The sequence below is a fragment of the Streptomyces sp. NPDC060184 genome (assembly GCF_042728795.1).
Taxonomy (GTDB): Bacteria; Actinomycetota; Actinomycetes; order Streptomycetales; family Streptomycetaceae; genus Streptomyces.
In genome coordinates, this window is the sequence record NZ_JBHWYX010000003.1 from 240,688 (window position 1) to 261,998 (window position 21,311).

Below are 21,311 nucleotides of genomic sequence, written 5' to 3' on the forward strand. Positions count from 1 at the left end.
CCGCACTTTAGGTCTGACGTCATAGGTATGTCAAAGGAGGTGATGGCCCGCGCGTCTTCCCTTCCCGGCCGGACGCTTCCGCTCGTCCCGGCCGCGCGCCCCACGCACTGCCCGGCCGCGCGCCCCGCGGGCCCACCGGACGCGCGGCGCGGTCAGCCCTTCTTGTACGCCACCGCCGCCGAGGCCATCCCCGGCAGGAAGTCCGTGAACAGCTCGTGCACCTCGCGCACCAGCGGGCGCAGCACCCGGAAGCGCGCCAGCGCGACACCCCGGGTGGTGAGCCGGGCGCCCCGGAGGGCGAGCCTGCGGGTGCGCTCGCGGTCCGGCGTGCGGTCGAACACCCAGTAGAGGACCAGGCCCATCTGGGAGAGCCACATCAGCTCCGGCAGGGCGTCCGCCAACTCCTCGGGGACCTTCGCCTTCGAACCCGCCAGCACCTCGCGGTGGAGGGCGATGGCCGCCTCGCGGGCCGGTTCGGACTCCGCCGAGAAGGGGCTGAGCGGACTGTCCGGGTCCGCCGCGTTCTTGAAGAACTGCGCGGCGAACTCGTGGTACGGGGTGGCCACGTCCAGCCAGGCCGTCAGCACGCCCGCGAGGCGGGCCTCCAGATCGGTCTCGCGGTCCAGGACGATCCGGGCGGCGGCCCGGTGCTCCGCGCCGATGCGGTCGTAGAACCCCTGGACCAGGTGTTCCTTGCCCGCGAAGTAGTAGTACGCGTTGCCGACCGAGACGCCCGCCTCCTGGGCGATGGCCCGCATGGTGGTCTTGTCGTAACCGCGCTCCTGGAAGAGGCGCAGCGCCGTCTCCAGGATGACCGTGCGGGTCTGCTCGCTCTTCGCGGAGGGCCGGCCGGCCTTCTCGCCGCCCCCTCCGGCCTCGGCCGCGGACGGTGCGGCGGAGCCGGCGGGGGAGCCGGCGGCGGTCGTCCCGGCCTCCCGGGGCGCCGCCGCCTTCCGTGTCGCGCGTGCGCCCGTCACCTCGCCGCGCGGGCTCTGCGGCTCCGCCGGGCCCTGCCCGTCCGCCTCGTGTTTCTCGTCCTTCGCCACGGCCCCAAGGCTATCCGCCCGCCTCCGCCGCCGGGACCGCGCAGGTGCCGCCCGGAGAGCAGGGGGCGGCGGTCGCCGACCGGTACTTCGCGGCGGCCAGCACCGCCGCCCGGGCGAACGGCCTGCCCGCCGGGGTGCTGAGCCAGTGCGCCTTCGGCCGGTGCTCGGCGAGCGCCCAGAGACAGACGATCCACGCCGCCGTCCCCCGGTACACCTGCCCCCGGTCGGCGACGACCGTGACCTCCTCCAGCGTCGCCGCGTGGTCCAGCCCCGGGAAGCGCCTGCGGGCCTCCTCGGACGCGGCGGGCACCAGCTCCAGCGGTACGAGCTGGCGCTGTCCCCGCAGCCAGTGGCGTACGTGGACGCAGAGCGAGCACTGCGCGTCGTACAGCACGGTGAGCCGGTGGACCGGGGTCCGTACGGGCGCCGAGGGGGTGCCCGCCCCCGTGGCGGGCACCCCCTCGCCCGGCGTCCCCGAGGCCACTTCCGCTTCCTCGCCGGGCATCGCACTCACTTCCCGGTGGCGGGCGCCGCCCACGGGCCCTGCGGCCCGGCCCAGCCCTGCGGCGCCACCGGCGGGGTCTGCTCGCGCTCCATCAGGCCCCTGCGGCGCATCTTGTTGAGGACGAAGACGTTGCCCAGGTGCATGGCGCCGAGCACCAGCAGGACGACGCCGAGCTTCGGCGAGAGCGCGTCGAAGAGCTCGCGGGCGTCCGCGATGTCGTCGGCGTTGCGCAGATAGAGCGTCACGAAGCCGAGGTTCACCAGGTAGAAGCCGACCACCAGCAGGTGGTTCACGGCATCGGCGAGCTTCTCGTTCCCCCGCAGGACGTCCGCGATGAAAACGCGGCCGTTGCGGCTCAGCGTGCGCGCCACCCAGACGGTGAGCGCCACGCTGACGACCAGATAGATGACGTACGCGACCACGGTGAGGTCCATGCCCCAGCCCCCTTGAACGTGTTCAAAACCCGTTGCCATGGACTGTAGACCTCTTCTTGAACATGTTCAAGAAGAGGCTGACGGGTGAGGGGCGGGAGGGCCGTGGGGAGCGCGCCGTCACGGGCGTACCATTCCGCCATGCAGCCACGCGACCGGGTCGACAGTCATATAGAGCGGTGGAAGCCGGTGCTTCCCGGGCTCGATCCCCACGTCGAGGGTGCGGTGACCCGGATGCAGAAGATCACGGCGCATCTGCGCCGGGTGCGGGAGCAGTCGCTCACCGACGCCGACCTGGACCGCCCGGAGTTCGAGACCCTTCACGAGCTGGCCGGGCGCGGGGGCGCCGCCGCCCCGTCCGAGCTGGCCGCCGCGCTCGACCTGGCGCCCGCCTCGGTCACCGGGCGGCTCGACGTGCTGGAGGGCCGCGGCTATGTCCGCCGTACCCCCTCCACCACCGACCGGCGCCGGGTCGTCGTGGAACTCACCCCGGCCGGCCGGGCCACCTGGCGCGGCACCATGGACTACCTCGGCCACGAGGAGACCCGGCTGATCGACGCCCTGGACGCGGAGGAACGCGTCCTGCTCAACTCCCTGCTGCGGCGCGTCCTGCTGGCCGCCGAGGGCGCCCCGGCGCCGCGTACGCCCCGCTCCTGAGGAGGGGCCCGGCAACGGGGCTCGCGGGAACGGGGCTCGCGGGAACGAAAGTCGTTCAGACGCTCATCGAACGCGCGGCGCCGACCTGCGCCATGACCATGGGGAATGTGCTCGGGTCCATCGCCGGGATCATCGTCGCGTGGTGACGGCCGCCGCTGACCACCGTCACCTGGACGAACCCGGTGGTCTTCTTCTCCTTCATCAGGAGGAAGAGCAGGCCCACCAGGCAGAACAGCGCGAACACGATCGCCAGCACGATCGCCACCGGCGGGATCTTCTCCTCGGTGCGTGACAGGTCCGTCGCCGTCCAGACCGCGCCCCTGAGCGGCATCGTCCCCGACGGGGTGACTATGGAGTCGCCCGCGACGGTGATGTCGCCGATGCTCAGCATCGGCGCACCCGGGTAACCCTGGTGCGGCACGGGGAAGTTGCCGCCCTGCGCCGGCGGCTGCCCCGGCCCCGGGCAGCCGTACCCCGGACCCTGCTGGGCCGCCGGGGCGGGCAGTTGCTGCGGAAAGCCGTACGCGGGCGTGCCGTACGCCGGCGGTCCGCCCGCCGGGTAGCCGTACCCCTGGCCGTCCGCCACCGTGGGCGGGTTGGCCGGCGGCTGGTGCGGACCCCACTTGTAGGCGTCGCCCGCGTACGGATTCGGCTCGCTCACCACGTTCCCCGTTCGTTCGGCCGGCCCTGTGCGGTGCCGGGCACCCGACCGTACCGTCGCGGCCCCCGGGCACGGCAAGAGGCCCCGTCCACCGACGCTTTCGCGTGCGGTGGACGGGGCCTCCCGTCGGACCGGCCGGGTCAGAAGCGACGCGTGATCAGCGCGCGCTTCACTTCCTGGATGGCCTTGGTGACCTCGATGCCACGGGGGCAGGCGTCCGTGCAGTTGAAGGTCGTACGGCAACGCCACACGCCGTCACGGTCGTTGAGGATCTCCAGCCGCTGCTCACCGGCCTCGTCGCGCGAGTCGAAGATGAAGCGGTGCGCGTTGACGATCGCCGCCGGGCCGAAGTACTGGCCGTCGTTCCAGAACACCGGGCACGAGGACGTGCACGCGGCGCACAGGATGCACTTGGTGGTGTCGTCGAAGCGCTCGCGGTCCTCGGCGGACTGCAGGCGCTCGCGGGTCGGCTCGTTCCCCTTGGTGACCAGGAACGGCATGACGTCGCGGTACGCCTGGAAGAACGGGTCCATGTCGACCACGAGGTCCTTGAGGACCGTGAGGCCCTTGATGGCCTCGACCGTGATCGGCTTCTCCGGGTTGATGTCCTTGATCAGCGTCTTGCAGGCGAGCCTGTTCTTGCCGTTGATCCGCATCGCGTCGGAGCCGCAGATGCCGTGCGCGCAGGAACGGCGGAACGTCAGCGTGCCGTCCTGCTCCCACTTGATCTTGTGAAGGGCGTCGAGGACACGCTCCTTCGGGTCGATCTCGATCTGGAAGTCCTGCCAGACCGCTTCCTCGGAGACCTCCGGGTTGAAGCGGCGGATCCGGATCGTGGCCGTGATGTACGGGGTGTCGGCGAAGCCGGGCTCGGGAGCGCTCGTCTTCTCCAGGGTCGGGGTAGCCATCAGTACTTACGCTCCATCGGCTGGTAGCGGGTCTGGACGACAGGCTTGTAGTCGAGCCGGATCGACTCGGTGCCGTCGGCCGCGACCTCGCGGTACGCCATGGTGTGGCGCATGAAGTTGACGTCGTCGCGGTTCGGGAAGTCCTCGCGGTAGTGACCGCCGCGGGACTCCTTGCGGGCCAGCGCGGACGTCGCCATGACCTCGGCCAGTTCGAGCAGGTTGCCCAGCTCGATGGCCTCCAGCAGGTCCGTGTTGAACCGCTTGCCCTTGTCCTGGATGGACACGTTGAGGTAGCGCTTGCGCAGCTCGGCGATCTTGTCGACCGCCGTCTTGATCGTCTGCTCGGTGCGGAACACCATCACGTTGGCGTCCATGCACTCCTGGAGCTCCAGGCGGATCGCCGAGACGCGCTCGGTGCCGGTGGAGTTCCGCAGGCGCTCGACCTGGTCGACGACCATCTGCGCCGGGTTCTCGGGGAGCGCGACGAAGTCGTTCTCCGCGGAGTACTCGGCGGCGGCGATGCCCGACCGGCGTCCGAAGACGTTGATGTCGAGCAGCGAGTTGGTGCCCAGACGGTTGGCACCGTGCACGGACACGCACGCGACCTCGCCCGCGGCGTACAGGCCCGGGACGACGGTGGTGTTGTCCGCGAGGACCTCGCCCATGACGTTGGTCGGGATGCCGCCCATGGCGTAGTGCGCGGTCGGCTGGATCGGGATCGGGTCCGTGTAGGGCTCGATGCCGAGGTACGTACGCGCGAACTCCGTGATGTCCGGGAGCTTCGCGTCCAGCTGCTCCGGCGGGAGGTGCGTGAGGTCGAGGTAGACGTGGTCGCCCTCGGGACCGCAGCCGCGGCCCTCACGGATCTCCGTGTAGATGGAGCGGGACACGACGTCACGGGACGCGAGGTCCTTCATGACCGGCGCGTACTTCTCCATGAAGCGCTCGCCGTCCTTGTTGCGGAGGATGCCGCCCTCACCGCGGGCGCCCTCCGTCAGCAGGATGCCCATGCGCCAGATGCCCGTCGGGTGGAACTGGAAGAACTCCATGTCCTCCAGCGGCAGCCCGCGGCGCCACGCGGCGGCCTGGCCGTCACCGGTCAGGGTGTGCGCGTTCGACGTCACCTTGAAGAACTTGCCGGTGCCGCCGGAGGCGAAGATGATCGCCTTCGCCTGGAAGACGTGGATCTCGCCCGTGGAGAGCTCGTACGCCACGACACCGGCGGACTTCTTCACGCCGGTCTCGGGGTCCTCCTGGAGCAGGAGGTCCAGGACGTAGAACTCGTTGAAGAACTCCACACCCTCCTTGACGCAGTTCTGGTACAGCGTCTGGAGGATCATGTGGCCCGTACGGTCCGAGGCGTAGCAGGACCGGCGGACGGGGGCCTCACCGTGGCTGCGGGTGTGCCCGCCGAAGCGGCGCTGGTCGATACGGCCCTCGGGCGTGCGGTTGAACGGCAGGCCCATCTTCTCCAGGTCGAGGACCGCGTCGATGGCCTCCTTCGCCAGGATCTCGGCGGCGTCCTGGTCGACCAGGTAGTCGCCGCCCTTGATCGTGTCGAAGGTGTGCCACTCCCAGTTGTCCTCCTCCACGTTCGCCAGCGCGGCGGCCATGCCGCCCTGCGCGGCGCCCGTGTGGGAGCGGGTGGGGTAGAGCTTCGTCAGCACCGCGGTGCGGCTGCGCTTCGTGGACTCGATGGCCGCGCGCATACCGGCGCCGCCGGCACCGACGATGACGGTGTCGTACTTGTGGATCTGCATGATTTCCTCTGGTCCCTCTGGCCCGGTGCCTAGCGGATGTTCGGGTCGAAGGTGAAGATCACCAGCGTGCCCAGCAGGACGGTGAAGACCGTGGCGGTGTACAGGAGCATCTTGAGCCAGAAGCGGGTGTTCGCCCGTTCGGCGTAGTCATTGATGACCGTACGGAGGCCGTTGGAGCCGTGGAGCATGGCGAGCCAGAGCATCGCCAGGTCCCAGACCTGCCAGAACGGCGAAGCCCAGCGGCCCGCCACGAAGGCGAAACCGATCTTGGAGACGCCGCCGTCGAGCACCAGCTGGATCAGCAGGTGGCCGATGACGAGGACGACCAGCACGATGCCCGACAGGCGCATGAAGAGCCAGGCGTACATCTCGAAGTTGCCGCGCGTCGACTTCGGGGTCTTGCCGGTCCGCTTGCGCGGGGGCTCGATCACCGGGGCCGGGTGGTCGACGTCGTACAGGCTCACGCCTTCGACGTCACCGATCGCGGAGGAGGTCTCGGTCGACATTGGCCTCAGCTCCCGAAGATTTCACGTACGGCGTGACCGAGGACGGGGTACAGGGCCCCCACCATCAGCACGATCCAGATGCCCAGCACGGTCCAGAGCATCTGCTTCTGGAAGCGCGGGCCCTTGGACCAGAAGTCCACGGCGACGATCCGCAGACCGTTCAGCGCGTGGAACAGGATGGCGGCGACCAGACCGTACTCGAGGAGCGCGACGATCGGGGTCTTGTAGGTGTTGACGACGTCGTCGTACGCCTCGGGGGAGACACGGACGAGAGCGGTGTCCAGGACGTGTACGAACAGGAAGAAGAAAATGAGGACACCGGTGACTCGATGAGCCACCCAGGACCACATGCCTTCCCGGCCGCGGTACAGCGTTCCAGCCGGCACGGAAGAACCCTCCGGGAGCGGGGATTGGGGTCGGCCGGCTTGACTGTCGGTCTGACCCGGCCGGGTACGGTCCACCGGCCCCGGCCATGGTAGCGACGCTTTGTCGGTTCGTTCGCGCCGGGGCCCTCGCTGTGATCAAAGAGGCAATCGATCAGCCACGGACGGGCTAGGGGTTTCCGGGCCCGGGGCCGTGTCCGGCGCCGGGCCCGGGGAGGGCGCCGCCACCAGCTCGATGATGCGTTCCCGGGCGAGCCGCCGCATCTCCTCCGCGGTGACCGAGCGCTCCTCGTCCTCGTCGTGGGCCAGCCTGGCCCTGATGCCGGCGAGCACCTGGTCCACGTGGTGGGAGGGGCGGTGGCCGTCCAGGCAGATCACGAACGCGTGACCGAACTTGGTCACGTACGCGGCGTGCGCCGCACCCAACGCCAACCGCGCCGCGTGGGGCGCGCCCTCGCGCAGCGAGGGGGCCGCCTCCCCGGCGAGCGCCTCGGCGACATCCGTGGGAGACAGGTCGTAACCCGCTTCGTCGGAGGCGGCGAGCAGGGAGTCCAGATCGGGATACGGGCGGTACGAGGCCACACGGTGCGCCCAGCGGGTGCTGCCGCAGCACTCCAGCAGGACGGCCTCCGCCGCCAGGAACGGAGCCGCGTTGAACCGGGCGAGTCCGATGGGGGCGAGTGCGACCGGTTCGACCGGTTTCGCCGGGGTCGCTGGAGTTGCCGGGGGCGCCGGGGCCTGGAGGCACGGGTCCTGGAGGTACGGGGCCTGGTGCTGCGGGGCCTGGTGCTGCGGGGCGGACGCGGGGGCGCGCTCGTGGGCGGGGAGGGCCGTCCGGCGGCCGGTCTGCCGCACCTGCTCCGGCACGCCGCCGGTGGTGGGCTCGCTGGACCTGGACAGCGTGGACTCCTCGGACGAATGAACATCAGGACCCTGGAGAGGGGTCAGGAAGATCGGAAAGGCGGGAAGAGCGGGAAGGGCAGGAAGGCAGCGAGGCGGCAAGGGGGATGAAAGTGAAGGGAGTGGCGTATGAGCCGCAACGGTAGCGAGACCAGGGGACACCCGTCCGGCGGAACCCAGGAAATCACCCGAACGAGAGAGTTTCGGAACGTTTGACTGACATCCCATCCGATCGTCGCCTCCCTCGATCGGGCTAAGTGAGGTCGAGTGGCCGGTGTCCGCACGCCCGGGCGCGTATCTCTGCGGCGTGCGTCCTTGCCGCAGATCTCCCGGGTCCCCCCGGCCTCCGAGGCCTCTCGGGCCCATTGCGTCCCTTACACCTCTTGTTCCCCTCGTATCTCTCATGTCCCGTCCTCCATGCCCCCCCCACGCCCCGGAGGTTCTCACCCCATGTCCCCCTCACGCGGTGCCCTCGCCGGACCGGCCCTCGCCACCGTCGCGGCGCTCGCCCTCGTCTCCTGCGGTTCGGGTGACGACGGCGGCTCCGAGCCCACCGGAGACGCCGCCTCGTCGGCGGCCTCCATATCCCCCTCGTCCCCCGGCGCGTCGACACCCGCCGCCGACTCGGCCTCTCCCTCGCCCTCCCCGTCACCCACCCGCAGCTACGCCCTCTCCGCGGCGCCCCGCACCATCCCGGCCGTACGCGAGCACACCGCCGCCCGCGGTCCCGGCTGGAAGCCCACCTCCTCCGGCGCGGTGGTCGTCGCCGACGGCAGCGGCGCCCTCGCCGACGAGGCAAAGCTGCTCGCCAAGGAGCTGCGGCTGCGTTACCGGGGGGAGGCAGCCGCCCGTTCGGGTGACGTCGAACTCTCCCTGGACAAGGGAGCGAAGACCGGCTCCGAGTCGTACACCCTCACCGCACGGGACGGCCGGGTGACCATCAGCGGACCCGACGAGGCCGGAGTCTTCTGGGGCACCCGCACGCTCAAGCAGGCGGTCGCCGCCGACGGCACCTTCCCCGAGGGCGTCGTCAACGACCGGCCCGACCGCCCGCAGCGCGGCTTCAACCTGGACATCGCGCGCAAGCCGTACAGCGTCGACTGGATCGAGGACCGGCTCCGCGAGATGGCGGACCTCAAGATGAACCAGTTCGGCCTGCACTTCTCCGACGACCAGGCGTTCCGCATCGAGTCCCGCTCGCACCCCGAGGTGGTCTCCCCGGACCACCTGAGCCAGGCCCAGGTGAAGCAGATCCTGGCGCTGGCGAAGAGCCTGCACATCGAGGTGGTCCCCGAGATCGACTCGCCGGGACACCTCGGTGCCGTACTCCGGGCCCACCCCGACCTCCAGCTCCACAGCGTCTCCGGGACGGCGTCCAAGGGGTCCCTCGACATCTCGAAGCCGGGGGCGGCGAAGCTGATCGACGAACTGCTCGACGAGTTCTCCGGCCTCTTCGGCGGGAAGTTCTGGCACCTGGGCGCCGACGAGTACCAGGCGCTCACGGTCCCCGACCCCGGGGCCTCGTACCCGCAACTCCTCGCCGCCGCCCGGCAGAAGTACGGCGACGGGGCCACCATCGAGGACCTCGCCACGGGCTGGCTCAACGACCGCGCCGCCGTGGTCCGCCCGAAGGGGATGACCGCGAAGGCCTGGAACGACGGCCTCTTCAGCGGCGGCACCGTACAGGCGGACAAGCGGATCGAGATCGAGTACTGGACGGGCAAGGAGATCGGCGCCCGTCAACCGGAGGCCTACCTGAGCGAGGGGCGCCCGATGGTGAACCTCAACGACGAGTTCCTCTACTACGTGCTCGGCGAACCCAACGAGTTCGTGTATCCGACCGGGAAGCGGATCTACGAGCTGTGGACCCCGCTCGTCCTGCGCGGCACCCAGCCGGTCCCGGCGAAGTACTCCGACCAGATCCTGGGCGGCCGGTTCGCGGTCTGGGGCGACTTCCCGAACGCCCAGACGGCGGCGCAGGTGGCCGAGGGCATCCGGATGCCGCTGAAGGCCACGGCGCAGAAGCTCTGGGTGCCGGGGAAGCCGGCGCTGAGCTGGGCGGCGTTCACCGGACTGGCGGGGGAGATCGACGGGCGGGGGTGAGGCCGTCCCCTCCGGGGCGGGGGCATACGGAATCAAGCCATCCGGTGGCCGGGGAGCGGGCCGGTCACCGGGAGCCCCTTCTCGGTTCGTTCATCGAAATCGCGCCGAACAGGAGTCATTTTTCCGGATTTCTGGGATTGTTGTGGCTGGTGGGGTGCTCCGGCGGCGCCCTTGCGCGCGTTTACCGGACAGCACCAGGCGGCGTATTCACGCCACCGGGCGCTGTACGCGACACAGAAGACCTGGGGGTACGTCATGAACCTGTGGGACCTCATCGCCCGCGCCGACGCGCGTGCACTGGCCGCGAGCGGCCTCGCCTGCCTCGACCGCTGCCTGCCCCCGGACCCGGAGGGCGAAGGCCCGGAACCGTTGCGACCGCTCTGGGCGAGCTGCGAGGACGGCACCGCGTGGGCGGCCCGCCTGGCCGCCGCGCGCGAGACCGTCGCGGCCCTGGATCCGCCGGCCGGCCCCGGCGGAGGTGAGGTGCCGGGCGCGTTCCTCGCCCGTATCCGTGCGACGCTGGACGCCGCCCCGGAGACCTTCGAGGCCGGGCCCCTGCGCGTCTGGGCCGACGCCGGCTCGCTGCTCTCCCTGGAGGTCCACCGGCGGGCCGACCAGCCGCCCGTCCCGGACGCCCCCGCGGCGGGCGCGACGGCCCCGGAGGAGGCGCCGGAGAGCGGTGAGCGGGAGACCCTGGAGCTCCTGAGGATCGGCTCCGCCGGGGCCGAGGCCGACGCGGGCCCGCTCGTCGCGGGAGAACTGCGCCGCCAGTGCGAGCTGCTGGAGATCCTCGCCGAGACGTCCGGCTCGCCCGGCAGCGGCGCCGGGATGCGGCGGGCGCTCGACCACTCGACGGAGGGCCGCCGTGTGCTGCGCGCGGTCATGTCCCGCCGGGCACGCAACCAGGCGTGAGGGGGCGGGGGTGCGTCGGTGCCCCCGACGCGCCCCCGGGCTCGTGTGCGTACGGTGGCGTGCCGGGCCTTCTCCGACCGGCCCCGAGTTCACAGCGGAGTGACACTGTCGGCGTGCGCGCCGGTGATCTCACCGACGTAGATCTCCTGGGCCACCGAGTCGGGATTCTCGACGCGGACCTCGCCATGGAACGAGTTGCCGCCCACGAACACCGCGTTGCCCCGGATGATGATCCTCTCCGCCGAGAAGGCGTTGCGGAAGTAGACGCCACCGGAGAGGGTGATGGTGCCACCCCGGACGCTGAACGTGTTGCCGACGAACAGGTCGTCGTGCGTGGGGTCGGGGAACCCTCCGTCCTCGGTACGGTCGGCGGCTCGTTCGCCCCTGCGGCCTCCCGGCCGGCTGCTCCACGCGCCGAACCGGCCGGCGTCGAAGAGATTCCCGATGAACATCGACGCGTTGCCCTCCACCGAGAAGGCGCCGTCGAAATTCAGGACCGTCGGCCACTGTGCCCTAAATTCCTCGCGCGGGACCGTCGGAGGCGGCAGGAAACCCTCGTGGGGGAATTCTTCGGTGCCGGACGACATGTGGAAGTTCCTGCCGGTGACCTGCCCGCCCCGCGGGTTGAAGTAGTTTCCGTTGAACACGCTCCCTCCGCTGCCGTACGTGATGTCCGTGCCGCCCGTGTCGAAGGAGCTTCCGGTGATCACTTCTCCTTCGCCGCCGTTCACGACGTGACGGCCGCCCGTGTCCCCACCGTCGTACCCGATGCCCCCACCGCCCGTTTCCCCGCCGTTGAACCGGATGGCCCCGCCCGTGGTGAAGCTGTTTCCGTGGATCAGTCTCCGTCCACGACTGCTCGCCATGTCGGCGTTGAATTCCCAGTTGGTCTCGTGGTCCCAACCAGGGTCGCCGGCGGGGCGCTGGTCGAACAGGTTGAAGGCGTTTCCGATGAACAGATCCCCTTCACCCGAATTCACGGCACTCCCGGAGAAGTTCCTGGTGTGCAGACCACCGTGGTGGATCACCGTCCCCTGGTCACTGATGAACGTCCCCCGGTTCCGGGTCACCGACCCCCGGTTCCGGATGACCGAGGCTTGGTTCCCGACGGTCGAATCGTGGTTCCACCAGGTGTTGTCGGTCGCCGGTCCGGTCCGGTCGTCCGTCACCGTCCTCCGGCTCCGTCCCGCCGCTCCCCGGTCCCGGACGACCCGCCCCTGGTTCTGGGTGATCGTCCCCTGGTTCCGGATGACGGAGGCCTGGTTCCCGATGGCCGACCCGTGGTTCCACCAGGTGTTGTCGGTCGCCGGCCCGGTCGCGTGGTGTATCACCGTCCCCTGGTTCTGGGTGAGAGTCCCCTGGTTCCGGATGACGGAGGCCTGGTTCCCGATGGCCGACCCGTGGTTCCGCCAGGTGTTGTTGACCGTCGGCTCCCGCTCCTCGCGGGGTGAGCGTGCCGGACCGGGGGAGCTGGAGACATCCACTCGGGCCCTGCCGCGGACTCCTTCGATCCGGCAGTCCGAACCGCGCCGGCCGCGTTCCCCCTCTCCTCGCGAGCGGTTCGACGGCATGCGCTGGACGGCGACGCCCGGCGACAGGGTGCGGTCCTGCTCCCGGGGCGTGGAACGCTGTACGTGACCAGGTCTCCGCCCCAGTTCGGTCGCCGTGCGCTCCGCGTCGCGCTCCCAGGCGTCGCCGGGGTCGCTGATGCCCGACGGAACGCCCCCCGCGCGTTGCTGGCGGACGTGCTGCAGTTCGTGGCGCATGGTGTGGTCGTCCATGTCGGCCGGGCTGCGGAAGACGATGTGGCGGGTATGCGTGGTGTACGCCTTCGCGCCGACCGCCTCTGCCGAGCCGCGGTCGACGTGGACCCGGACGTCGCTGAAGTCCTCGCCGCCGTAGTCGTTCTCCATCCGCTGCCTGACGTCCGTCCGCAACGGGCTGCCCGAGGTACGCGTCACGGCGTCCACCGGGTCCGGGGCGTCACCCCGCACGGCCCGGTCGGCGGTGCTGCGTTGCACGGTCGCGCCGAGGCCGCAGTCCGCACCGTGCTGATGGCGCTCCCGCTCCACCAGCCGGGCGACCGCGGCGTTGCCGATCGTCCGCTGGAGCGACAGTACGGCGGCGGGCGACAGGCCGCCCGCGTACGGTGCGGCCTGCTGAAGGGCCGCGGTGGCGGGGACGCCGACCGCACGCCGGGGAAGCCCTCGGCCGCGATCGGGATCCGCGACGGGCCGCTGCCGGTCGGCGTGCATGACCTTCTCCCCCTCTGTGGACACCTGCGGAACAGAACCCGATGCTGCTGGTCCCGTCCGGGGGACGGTAGGGCGAAGAGGGCGGCGTGCAGGGCAGGTCGGAGCTGCCTGGTTGACCCCCGCCCCTCGGTGCCCGCACGACAGCCGTGACCCGGAGCGCCCGGCCCCGCCGCCGCGTGAGAACCACATCCCGCTCCGGGGAGTACGCCTCGGGCCGGGTGCCGGGGTTCGCGCGTCACCGAACGGCCGCCACCCCGGCTCCCGTGCCGGACTCCGCCGGCAACCGGTCGAGTGTGCGGTGCAGTTCCGTGCGCCGTCGGATGCCGAGCTTGCGGTAGGCGTTGGTCAGATGGGTTTCGACGGTGCGCCGGGCCAGGTGCAGGAGCTCACCGATCTCGGCGTTGGTGCGGCCCGCGGCGGCGAGTTCGGCGATGCGGCGCTCGCTGCCCGTCAGGGCGGCCTGCCCGCCGGGCGGTGTGGCACGGCGGCGGGCGCCGCACTCGCGCAGGGCGTCCTCGGCCAGGGCACGGAGGCGGAACGCGCCGATGCGTCCGGCCCGGTCGGACGCTTCGCGCAGCACGTCGCGGGCCCGGGCCCGTTCTCCGCCGGAGGCCAGTAGACGGCCCTGGGCGGTCAGTGCGTGGATCAGGTCCGTCTCGGCCGGGGTGTCCCGCAGCAACCGCACCGCCCGGTCCGTCAGTTCGAGGCCGTACCGGCCCCCGGTGGCGGTGCCCAGGACGCGCAGGCAGCGGCCCAGCCGGCGGGGCGTGTCCCAGACCTCGGCGAAGTCCAGCTCCTCCCGGGCCAGCGCGACGGCCTCGTCGGTTCTGCCCAGGGCCAGCAGGCACTCCGCCGCGGCGGTTCGCCAGGGAGTGACGATCGGGCTCACCACGTCCCGGGCCGACTGGCGCCGCCCGCACTCCAGGAAGTCTTCGAGCGCGCCGGCCGGGTCTTCGCACGCCGCGCGCAGGCGCCCCCGCGCGAAAAGCAGGACGGGCCGTCCCGAGGAGTCGGACGCGTCCGTCGGATCGCAGCGGCCCGCGAGCTCGACGGCCTCCTCCAGGCGGCCGGTCTCGGTGAGGGCGACGACGGCGAGAACCCCTGTGTGTCCGGTCCGTCCCGGGGCGCCGGCTCCGCCGGCCCGGCGTGCGTCCCACTCGGCCAGGAGGCCCGGGTAGTCGCCGCGTGCGGCGAAGATCTCCGCCTGGATGTGCAGAAGGGTGGAGTGCACGGGATGCAGGAGCGAGGCACGCTGCTCCGCCAGGCCCCGCCGGACCAGGCGCTCCGCCTCGTCCAGTTCGTCGGCCCACAGGGCGACCACCGCTGCCGCCGCGACCACCACGCACTCGGCCAGGGGATCGACGGGCTCCCGCAGCAGGTCCTGGACCCGGGCGAGCGCGGTCCTGGCCGAGATCAGTCCGGCGGTCGACTCGTACTGCGTCGCCAGCGCACGCCCGACCGGACCCGCCGACTCGGACGCGCCCCCGGCCTCCGCGCGCAGTCGGCCGTACATCTCGCGCCGCAGGGTCTGGTCCTGGTCGGACAGCACCATGGACACGCTCCGCACCGCCGCCGCCGGCCCCGGCTCGGCCGCCAGGTTCTCCTCCGCCGCCGCCAGCGCGGTCAGAGCGGCCCGTACCTCGCCCCGCCCGGCCAGTGCGGTGCCGAGCGCGATCGCCGAGCGAGCCCGGTCGAGGGGCGCGTCGGAGACGCGGGTGGCCTCGGTGAGCCGGGGTATGCCCGCCCCCGGAAAGGCGGCGCATTCGAGGGACCCCAGCTGGGTCAGGACGGTGGCCCGACGGGCCGGCGGCAGTGCCTCGCCCAGCGCGCGGCGCAGGAAGGCGACGGCGTCGGCGGTACGGCCGTCCCCGACCGCACGCGACGCGGCGTCCAGCAGGACATCGGCGGCCCAGGCGCCGACGGGCGCGGACGCCGACAGCAGCTGTCCCGCCACGGCCTCGGTACTCGCGCCGTCGCGCAGCATCACTTCGGCCGCCCTGCCGTGGGACGCGCCTCGAAGGTCGCCGGGCCAGCCGCTCAGCACCGCGTCACGCAGCAGGGGGTGGGCATAGCGAGGGCGGCCTTCCGCATCCGTGCGCAACAGCCCCAGGTGGGTCATGGCGGTGAGCCAGCCGCGGACCCTGGAGGGGTCCGAATCGGTCATGGCGGCGAGCAGGCCGCCGTCTTTGTATGCGTGGCCGCCGTCGGGACCGTTCACGACGGCGAGGGCCCGCGCCACGTCCGCGGATCCGGGACCGGCGCACTCCAGCCACCAGGAGACCGCTGCCGGGAAGGCGCCCGCATACAGTGCGGCACACGAATCCGGGAGACCGGTCGCACGCGGGTCCTGACCGTGCAGATCGTCCAGCAGGGCCCGCAGGAACAGCGGACTGCCCGCGCCGGCCCTCACCACGTCGTCCACCCAGGCGTCGGGGACCGCGCTGCCGACAGCCGAACGTACCAGCCGCGCCGACGCGCTCGCGCGGAGCGGGGCCAGGGTGTGGGTGCGGACCAGGCCGGGCGCGAGCGCGTGATCAAGACCGGGGGCGGGCGGCCCGACGTCGTACTGGCTGCGCTCGGTCGCCACCAGCAGCACCGGCAGGCGCTCCACCAGCCTGGCGGCCTCGACCAGCCAGCCGCGCGACGTGGAGTCGGCCAGATGGACGTCGTCGATGGCCATGAACAGCGGCGCCTCTTCCGTCCAGGTGAGCAGGGCGCGCCACAGCCGCGCGGACCGTTCCCGGTGGGCGGCGGGGTCGGTGCTGCCGGCGTCCGCGGCATCCAGCACGGGGTACGCCAACTCCATCCGATCGCTCAGCAGTTGGCATACCGCCGTCAGCGGCGCGAGCGGCTCGGTCGAGCAGCGTACGCGCAGCACCTGCATGCCCTGAGCGGCGGCCTGCCGGGCCGCCGCTTCGAGGAGCGCGCTGCGACCGGTGCCGGTCGCGCCCTTCAGCAGCACCAGGCGCCCCGAGCCGGAGCAGGCCCGCGCCGCCTCCGCGGCCACGGTCGCCAGGCCCGCCTCGCGTTCGAGAAGGGGCTGTGCTGCCGGCATGACTGCCTCCTGCTGTCGTGGACGTGCCGTGGCGGACGCGTCGTGCGCCTCGTGGTTCTCCACGATTGTCCCCTCGCGACAGGTGCAGGAATGTGAACTCCATTCGTCAGTAATGGATTTGCAAGGAAGCAACAGAGGGAGAGCAAGGGCGAAGTGAGCGGTACGACGGGCACCTCGGACATCGAAGCCATCGGGACCACGGGCAGGGCGGCGGACGGATCCGCGCACCGGATCGGTGTCGTGGTCCATGCGCGGGACCCCATCTCCGAGGCGGGAGTGGCCAGTCAGCTGCGGCAGCACCCGGTGATCGAACTCCGTGACGAGGCCGGGCCCGGGGCCGTGGCGGTGCTGGTCGAGGAGACACCGGACGAGAGGAGTTTCGTGCGGCTGCGCCAACTCGCGCGCGGCGACGGCGCGTCCACCGTCCTCGTGGTGAGCGCGCTGCGGGAGAGCGAACTCCTCGCGGTCGTCGAGTGCGGTGTCGGAGCCGTCGTGTGGCGCCACGAGGCGACCACCCGGCGGCTGTCGCAGGCCGTCATCGCGGCATCGCGGGGCGAAGGCGACCTGCCCGCCGATCTGCTCGGCCGGCTGATGGGTCAGGTGGAATCACTCCGGCGCCGCGCCGCGGACGACAACGGCACCCCCTCGACGAGGCTGACGGCACGGGAGGCGCACGTTCTGCGGCTGGTCGCCGAGGGACTGGACAACCCCCGGATCGCAGCCGAGCTCGCCTGCTCCGAGCGCACCGTCAAGAACGTGCTGCACGGGCTGACCCTCCGTTTTCACCTCCGCAACCGGGCACATGCCGTGGCCTACGCCGTGCGGCAGGGTTTCATCTGACCGCCGGGGCGGCCGGCGCACGGCCGCCCGCGTCCGCCGCTCCACCCCGGAGGGCGGACGACGCCCGAGGCGGACCTCAGGGGTGGACGATCGTCCAGTCCGGGACGGTCGGGTCGACGATCTGCCACCTCTGGGCCTCGCCCTCGACGCAATCCCTGATGAGGAGCCTGTCGGGGTTCCCCGCCACGGCGGGTCCCCCCATGTCCAGGCAGGCGCCGTGGCTGGCGAGGTTGCGGATCCAGTAGGTGTCCTCGTCCTGCTGGTCGAGCCACCACAGCTGGTTGTCCCCGGTGGTTCCGTTGCAGCCGTACGTGAACACCGCGCTGGCCGCGGGTTTGGCCCCCGTCCCGTTGAGGTCCATGCAGAGCCCGCCCTCGGTCTGGCGTATCTGGAAGAGGGCGGTGCCTCCGGGACCGCCCGTCGGTTCCACCACCTCGACGTTCCAGCGTTCGTTCTTCCCGGAGCCCGGATCGCAGGTTCCCACCGTGACCAGATCTCCCCGCTCGGGCTCGGCCGGGCCCGGGACGTCCGCGCACCGCTCGACCGACCTGAGCCTGAGCAGGACGTCGTCCACGCCTTCCGGGCCGGTCTCCTCCCCGGCGGACGGGGAGGAGACCACGCCTGCGCCGCCTCCCTTGCCGCCGCCCGTGCCGCTCGGCGGAGAATCCTCGGGAGCCTCCTTGGACGGCGCTCGGACGGCCGGCTCCGTGCCGGACGGCGAAGGCTCGGCGGCCACCCCGGTCTTCTCGGCGCCGGGCGTCGGGAGGATGCCGGCGCCGGCCTGCTGGAGCTGCTCCACGGCGGCGCTGCGGACCTGCGGCTCGTACGCGATCCAGAGCAGCACGAAGGTCACGGCCAGTGCCAGGACGACGCCCAGGAGGGTGGCGAGCCAGGCGGGCAGGACCCTCAGCTGCACGTAGGTGCCCTCGACCTCCAGCGGGTTCGTCCCCGACCGCTGCACCGCCAGCGTGTAGGGGCGCCGCTGCTGCGAGCCGAACCAGATGACGCGGCGCGGCTTGAGGGTCGCCCGCGCGAACGCGGCGCGGCCCGGCTCGATCCGCAGGCTGCCGGGGACGATGTCGTACGACAGTTCGTCACCGGTGTCGCTGCCGCTGACGGACGCCGTCACGGCGGTGTTGCCGAGGTTGTCCACGGCGAGCCCGGGCCGTCCGCGGAAGCGGCCCTTGACGGTGACCGGCACCAGTTCGGCACGGACCTCGCTGAACGGGGTGATGGTGAGGTTGCCCTCGGGGACGGTGACCGCCTCGGGACGCTCGGTCGGCGTGACGCGTACGGCGTACGGGTGGGGCCCCGCTGCCGCGTCGGGGACGCGCGGCGGCGCGAACGTCAGCTCCACCGTCCCCGCCGTCCCTGGATAGAGCCGGAGTACGGCCGGTTCCACGGTGGTCCACGGTGCGATGTCGCCGACCGCCTCGAAGCGGTACTCGTCGACGACCTCGCCGGTGTTGCGCAGTCGTAGCCGCACCGCGGTGGTGCCGCCCGGGTCCACGGTCGCGGAGGCGGGCTCCAGGGAAGTCCAAAGAATCACGCGGCGACGCTATGCGGACGCACCGGGCGCCGGTCACAGGCTCCGGGGCAGCGTTCCCTGCCTGAGTGGGCACCGGAGGACACGTCTCCGGCCGGGCCGGGTGGACCCCCGGAGCTCCGGTTCCGACGGGCGGTCACGGCCCGCGTCGGTCGCGCGCCGGCCGGCCGGTGAGTGTCCGGCCGCTACCTCGCCCCGTCGGACGGGGGTGAGGAGGAAGGACGGCCGAGGCCGCCACCCCCCACAGGAGAGGCCTCGGCCGTCTTCCACGAAGCCGCAGCGCGGCCCCGTACCCCACTCAGCGTCGCGGCTGCGATTTCTGTTACACCCGGGGCCCGTCGCCGGTTTGTTGCGACTTGTACAAGCCATGGACGCGACACCCGCCGAGCACGTAGCGTTCTGACCGCGCAGGGTGGCGCAGCGGCGGTGACCAGCCGCGATTCGGGACAGCAGGGCGGTTGAGGGGTGCTGGGGGACGACGCGGAGCTGACCGCCGCGGTAGTCGCGGCGCAGGGCGGGAGCGAGGAAGCCTTCCGCGTTGTGTACCGCGCTGTGCAGCCACGGCTGTTGGGGTACATACGAACGCTGGTGGGGGAGGCGGACGCGGAGGACGTGGCGTCCGAGACCTGGTTCCAGATCGCCCGTGACCTGAGCCGGTTCAGCGGGGACGCCGACCGGTTCCGGGGGTGGGCGGCCCGGATCGCGCGCAATCGTTGCCTGGACCATCTGCGGATGCGCGGGCGCAGGCCCGCGATCGGGGGCGACGAGACGGAGTTGACGGAGCGTCCGGCCGACTCCGACACCGCAGGGGAGGCCATCGAGGCCATGGACACCGACCGGGCCATGGCACTCATAGCCCGGCTCCCGCAGGACCAGGCCGAAGCGGTCGTGCTGCGGGTGGTCGTCGGTCTCGACGCGAAGAGCGCCGCGCAGACGCTGGGCAAGCGGCCCGGGGCCGTCCGCACCGCCGCGCACCGGGGGTTGAAGCGACTCGCGGAGATGCTGGGAGGGGAGCAGCGGGAAGCGGAACGGGCCGGTACGGTCCCTGGGGGGCCGGTGGACGGCGGGCCGTTGGACGACGGGCCGGTGGACGGCGGGCCGGTGGACGGCGGGCCGGAGCGCGGTGCGGGGGGCCTGGGCGGGGCCGTACCGGAACTCGGCGCCGTACCCGCCCAGCGCCTCGGGCGGGGTGGTGTGGCGGCGCCCGCGGGAGCGGTTCCCGGAGTGACGCATTCGCGTCCGTGGACGCAGAAGGACATGTGATGGCCGACGATCGGGACGAGTGGCTCGACAGGGACGCGGCGGAGAGACTGCTCCGCGGCGAACCGGTCGTGCCGCCCGGGGCTCAGGCGCGCTCCGCCGCGCGAAGCCTCTCCGAAGCGCTCGGCGCGGCCCGTCCGGAGACATCGGCCGATGGTGAACTGCGCGGCGAGGAAGCGGCGTTGGCCGCCTTTCGGCAGGTCGGACCGGCGCGCGGGGCGTCCGGGACGGGGCGGCACCGGCGGCCCGCCGGACCGGCCCCGGAGGCCGGTACGGCTCCGGGTGCGGGCACGCTCGACCCGGTGCGGCTCGGTACGCCGCCCTCGCCGTCCCGCCACCGGGAGCGTCCACGGTTCGGGCGTCCGGTGCGCATCGGCCTGGCGGCCTCGCTCGCGGGGTGCGCGCTCGGCGGTGTCGCCGTGGCGGCCGGTACGGGTGCGTTGACCGGGACGTTCGGCGGTGCGGAGCACGGCCCGGCGAGCACGGTGTCGGTGGCCGCCTCGCCGGACGACGCCACCCCGGAACCGTCCGGTACGGACGCGTCTTCCGGCGCCCCGACGGGGACCGGAGGCCCCTCCGGCAAGAGCTCCGGCGGGGCGTCCCAGGGAACGGGCGCCGGGGGCGCCACCGGGGAGCCGGACAGCCGTAACGGCGCCGGTGCCGAGGGGAGTTCGGGCGACCGTGGGGCGGGTCACGGAGACGGGTACGGGTCCCCGGACCGGGACGCGTACGGCCCGGGCGGGTCCGGCTCCGACCGGTACGCCGAGGCCGTGGAGGACTGCCACGACTACCGGGACGGAGACCTGGACGAGCGGGAGCGCCGCCGCCTCGCCGAACTGGCCCGGGGCGAGAAGAACATTCCGGAGTACTGCGCGGGGATCACGGCCTCGTACCCCGGTGGCTCCGTCGCGGGCGACGGCCCGGACGGGGACGCCCCGGACGGCACGGGATACGGCTCCGGGCACACCGGGGACGGCACGGGCGCTTGGGACCAGGACTCTTACCAGCAGGGCCAGTCGCCCACCTCCTCGCTGAGGAACGCCCCTGCGGGCGGCCCGGCCGGCACCACCGGGGACGCCACCTTCGCCGCGGCACCGCCTGCGGCGCCCGCCGTGTCGGGACCGAGGACGGTCGCGCGGACGGAAACGACGACGGGCGTGAAGAAGGCCGCGAAGGCCGGCCCGGAGGCAGGTGCGGAGGCAGGCGTGAAGACGGGGGCGGAAGCCGCTCCGGCGCGGACGACGGCCCCGGGCGCGGCGTCCGGCGGCGCGTGGGCCACGGCTCCCGGCGCGGGCGGCCCCGGAGCCGGGGAAGCCGAGCGGACCGGCCGGGCGGAGCGGACCGGGCCGGGCGCGCAGGCCTCCCCGGGCGGATACGCCGGGCAGGACGCCGGATGCGGTGCCGACGGGGACAGCGAGCCTGGTTCCGGGGCATCCGGCCGCGCCGCCCACGGGTGGGCCTGACGGCTGGAGCGTGCTGCCCGAGGAGCGCCGCCCGCCGCTCCTCAGGTGTGGGACCGGTCACATCCGGCCGACAAGTGTGACGTTTTTCGGATGGGCGGCGCAGTAGGGAGTGAGCCGACT

General features: G+C 72.4%; 18 protein-coding genes. 6 read left to right on the forward strand and 12 right to left on the reverse strand.

Annotation, left to right across the window (positions count from 1 at the left end; genetic code table 11):
* Positions 1 to 152: 152 nt before the first annotated feature.
* From ACFWEE_RS03980 to ACFWEE_RS03990, 3 genes are all read right to left on the reverse strand, one after another.
* A complete protein-coding gene (locus ACFWEE_RS03980; protein WP_386886162.1) occupies positions 153 to 812 on the reverse strand; it encodes a TetR family transcriptional regulator in 660 nt (219 codons plus the stop codon).
* A gap of 244 nt (positions 813 to 1,056) precedes the next feature.
* Positions 1,057 to 1,551, reverse strand: a complete 495-nt coding sequence (locus tag ACFWEE_RS03985) for a thiol-disulfide oxidoreductase DCC family protein (protein ID WP_386886120.1) — start codon at positions 1,549 to 1,551, stop codon at positions 1,057 to 1,059.
* A gap of 5 nt (positions 1,552 to 1,556) precedes the next feature.
* Complete coding sequence (locus tag ACFWEE_RS03990) at positions 1,557 to 1,985, reverse strand: hypothetical protein (RefSeq protein WP_386886121.1); 429 nt, start codon at positions 1,983 to 1,985, stop codon at positions 1,557 to 1,559.
* Positions 1,986 to 2,123: 138 nt separating this feature from the next.
* Here ACFWEE_RS03990 and ACFWEE_RS03995 point away from each other — a divergent pair, with 138 nt between their 5' ends.
* The gene (locus ACFWEE_RS03995; RefSeq protein ID WP_386886122.1) at positions 2,124 to 2,639 is read left to right on the forward strand and encodes a MarR family winged helix-turn-helix transcriptional regulator; all 516 of its coding nucleotides are present in this window, start codon (positions 2,124 to 2,126) and stop codon (positions 2,637 to 2,639) included.
* A gap of 55 nt (positions 2,640 to 2,694) precedes the next feature.
* Here ACFWEE_RS03995 and ACFWEE_RS04000 read toward each other — a convergent pair whose 3' ends face one another.
* From ACFWEE_RS04000 to ACFWEE_RS04025, 6 genes are all read right to left on the reverse strand, one after another.
* Positions 2,695 to 3,300 (reverse strand): hypothetical protein, encoded by a 606-nt coding sequence (locus ACFWEE_RS04000; RefSeq protein WP_386886124.1) that lies wholly within the window; start codon positions 3,298 to 3,300, stop codon positions 2,695 to 2,697.
* Between the two features lie 140 nt (positions 3,301 to 3,440).
* On the reverse strand, positions 3,441 to 4,208 hold the full coding sequence (locus ACFWEE_RS04005; protein WP_386886125.1) for a succinate dehydrogenase iron-sulfur subunit: 768 nt from the start codon (positions 4,206 to 4,208) through the stop codon (positions 3,441 to 3,443).
* Positions 4,208 to 5,968 (reverse strand): succinate dehydrogenase flavoprotein subunit, encoded by a 1,761-nt coding sequence (gene sdhA / locus ACFWEE_RS04010; protein WP_386886126.1) that lies wholly within the window; start codon positions 5,966 to 5,968, stop codon positions 4,208 to 4,210. Before sdhA ends, ACFWEE_RS04005 begins: the two co-directional genes overlap by 1 nt.
* Positions 5,969 to 5,997: 29 nt before the next feature.
* Positions 5,998 to 6,474, reverse strand: a complete 477-nt coding sequence (locus ACFWEE_RS04015) for a succinate dehydrogenase hydrophobic membrane anchor subunit (RefSeq protein ID WP_327177609.1) — start codon at positions 6,472 to 6,474, stop codon at positions 5,998 to 6,000.
* A 5-nt stretch (positions 6,475 to 6,479) separates the two neighbouring features.
* Positions 6,480 to 6,860 (reverse strand): succinate dehydrogenase, cytochrome b556 subunit, encoded by a 381-nt coding sequence (gene sdhC / locus ACFWEE_RS04020; protein ID WP_327177610.1) that lies wholly within the window; start codon positions 6,858 to 6,860, stop codon positions 6,480 to 6,482.
* Between the two features lie 135 nt (positions 6,861 to 6,995).
* Positions 6,996 to 7,529, reverse strand: a complete 534-nt coding sequence (locus tag ACFWEE_RS04025; protein WP_386886164.1) for a 2-oxo-4-hydroxy-4-carboxy-5-ureidoimidazoline decarboxylase — start codon at positions 7,527 to 7,529, stop codon at positions 6,996 to 6,998.
* 678 nt (positions 7,530 to 8,207) lie between these two features.
* Here ACFWEE_RS04025 and ACFWEE_RS04030 point away from each other — a divergent pair.
* Both ACFWEE_RS04030 and ACFWEE_RS04035 read left to right on the forward strand, forming a co-directional pair.
* Complete coding sequence (locus tag ACFWEE_RS04030; protein WP_386886129.1) at positions 8,208 to 9,860, forward strand: glycoside hydrolase family 20 protein; 1,653 nt, start codon at positions 8,208 to 8,210, stop codon at positions 9,858 to 9,860.
* A 255-nt stretch (positions 9,861 to 10,115) separates the two neighbouring features.
* Entirely contained in the window at positions 10,116 to 10,772 is a 657-nt protein-coding gene (locus ACFWEE_RS04035; protein ID WP_386886130.1) for a hypothetical protein, read from the forward strand.
* A gap of 89 nt (positions 10,773 to 10,861) precedes the next feature.
* On the opposite strand, the gene ACFWEE_RS04040 is transcribed toward ACFWEE_RS04035, so the two are convergent.
* The gene (locus tag ACFWEE_RS04040) at positions 10,862 to 13,051 is read right to left on the reverse strand and encodes a DUF4157 domain-containing protein (protein WP_386886131.1); all 2,190 of its coding nucleotides are present in this window, start codon (positions 13,049 to 13,051) and stop codon (positions 10,862 to 10,864) included.
* Between the two features lie 211 nt (positions 13,052 to 13,262).
* Positions 13,263 to 16,082 carry an AAA family ATPase gene (locus ACFWEE_RS04045; protein WP_386886133.1) on the reverse strand — a complete coding sequence of 940 codons (2,820 nt, stop codon included), beginning with the start codon at positions 16,080 to 16,082 and terminating at the stop codon, positions 13,263 to 13,265.
* 153 nt (positions 16,083 to 16,235) lie between these two features.
* On the opposite strand from ACFWEE_RS04045, the gene ACFWEE_RS04050 reads away from it, so the two are divergent.
* On the forward strand, positions 16,236 to 16,922 hold the full coding sequence (locus ACFWEE_RS04050; protein WP_386886134.1) for a response regulator transcription factor: 687 nt from the start codon (positions 16,236 to 16,238) through the stop codon (positions 16,920 to 16,922).
* Between the two features lie 76 nt (positions 16,923 to 16,998).
* On the opposite strand, the gene ACFWEE_RS04055 is transcribed toward ACFWEE_RS04050, so the two are convergent.
* Positions 16,999 to 18,471 (reverse strand): RICIN domain-containing protein, encoded by a 1,473-nt coding sequence (locus ACFWEE_RS04055; RefSeq protein ID WP_386886136.1) that lies wholly within the window; start codon positions 18,469 to 18,471, stop codon positions 16,999 to 17,001.
* A gap of 462 nt (positions 18,472 to 18,933) precedes the next feature.
* Between ACFWEE_RS04055 and ACFWEE_RS04060 the strand changes: the two genes are divergently transcribed.
* Positions 18,934 to 19,731 carry an RNA polymerase sigma factor gene (locus tag ACFWEE_RS04060; RefSeq protein WP_386886138.1) on the forward strand — a complete coding sequence of 266 codons (798 nt, stop codon included), beginning with the start codon at positions 18,934 to 18,936 and terminating at the stop codon, positions 19,729 to 19,731.
* Positions 19,731 to 21,191, forward strand: a complete 1,461-nt coding sequence (locus ACFWEE_RS04065; RefSeq protein WP_386886140.1) for a hypothetical protein — start codon at positions 19,731 to 19,733, stop codon at positions 21,189 to 21,191. Before ACFWEE_RS04060 ends, ACFWEE_RS04065 begins: the two co-directional genes overlap by 1 nt.
* The last annotated feature ends 120 nt before the right edge of the window (positions 21,192 to 21,311 follow it).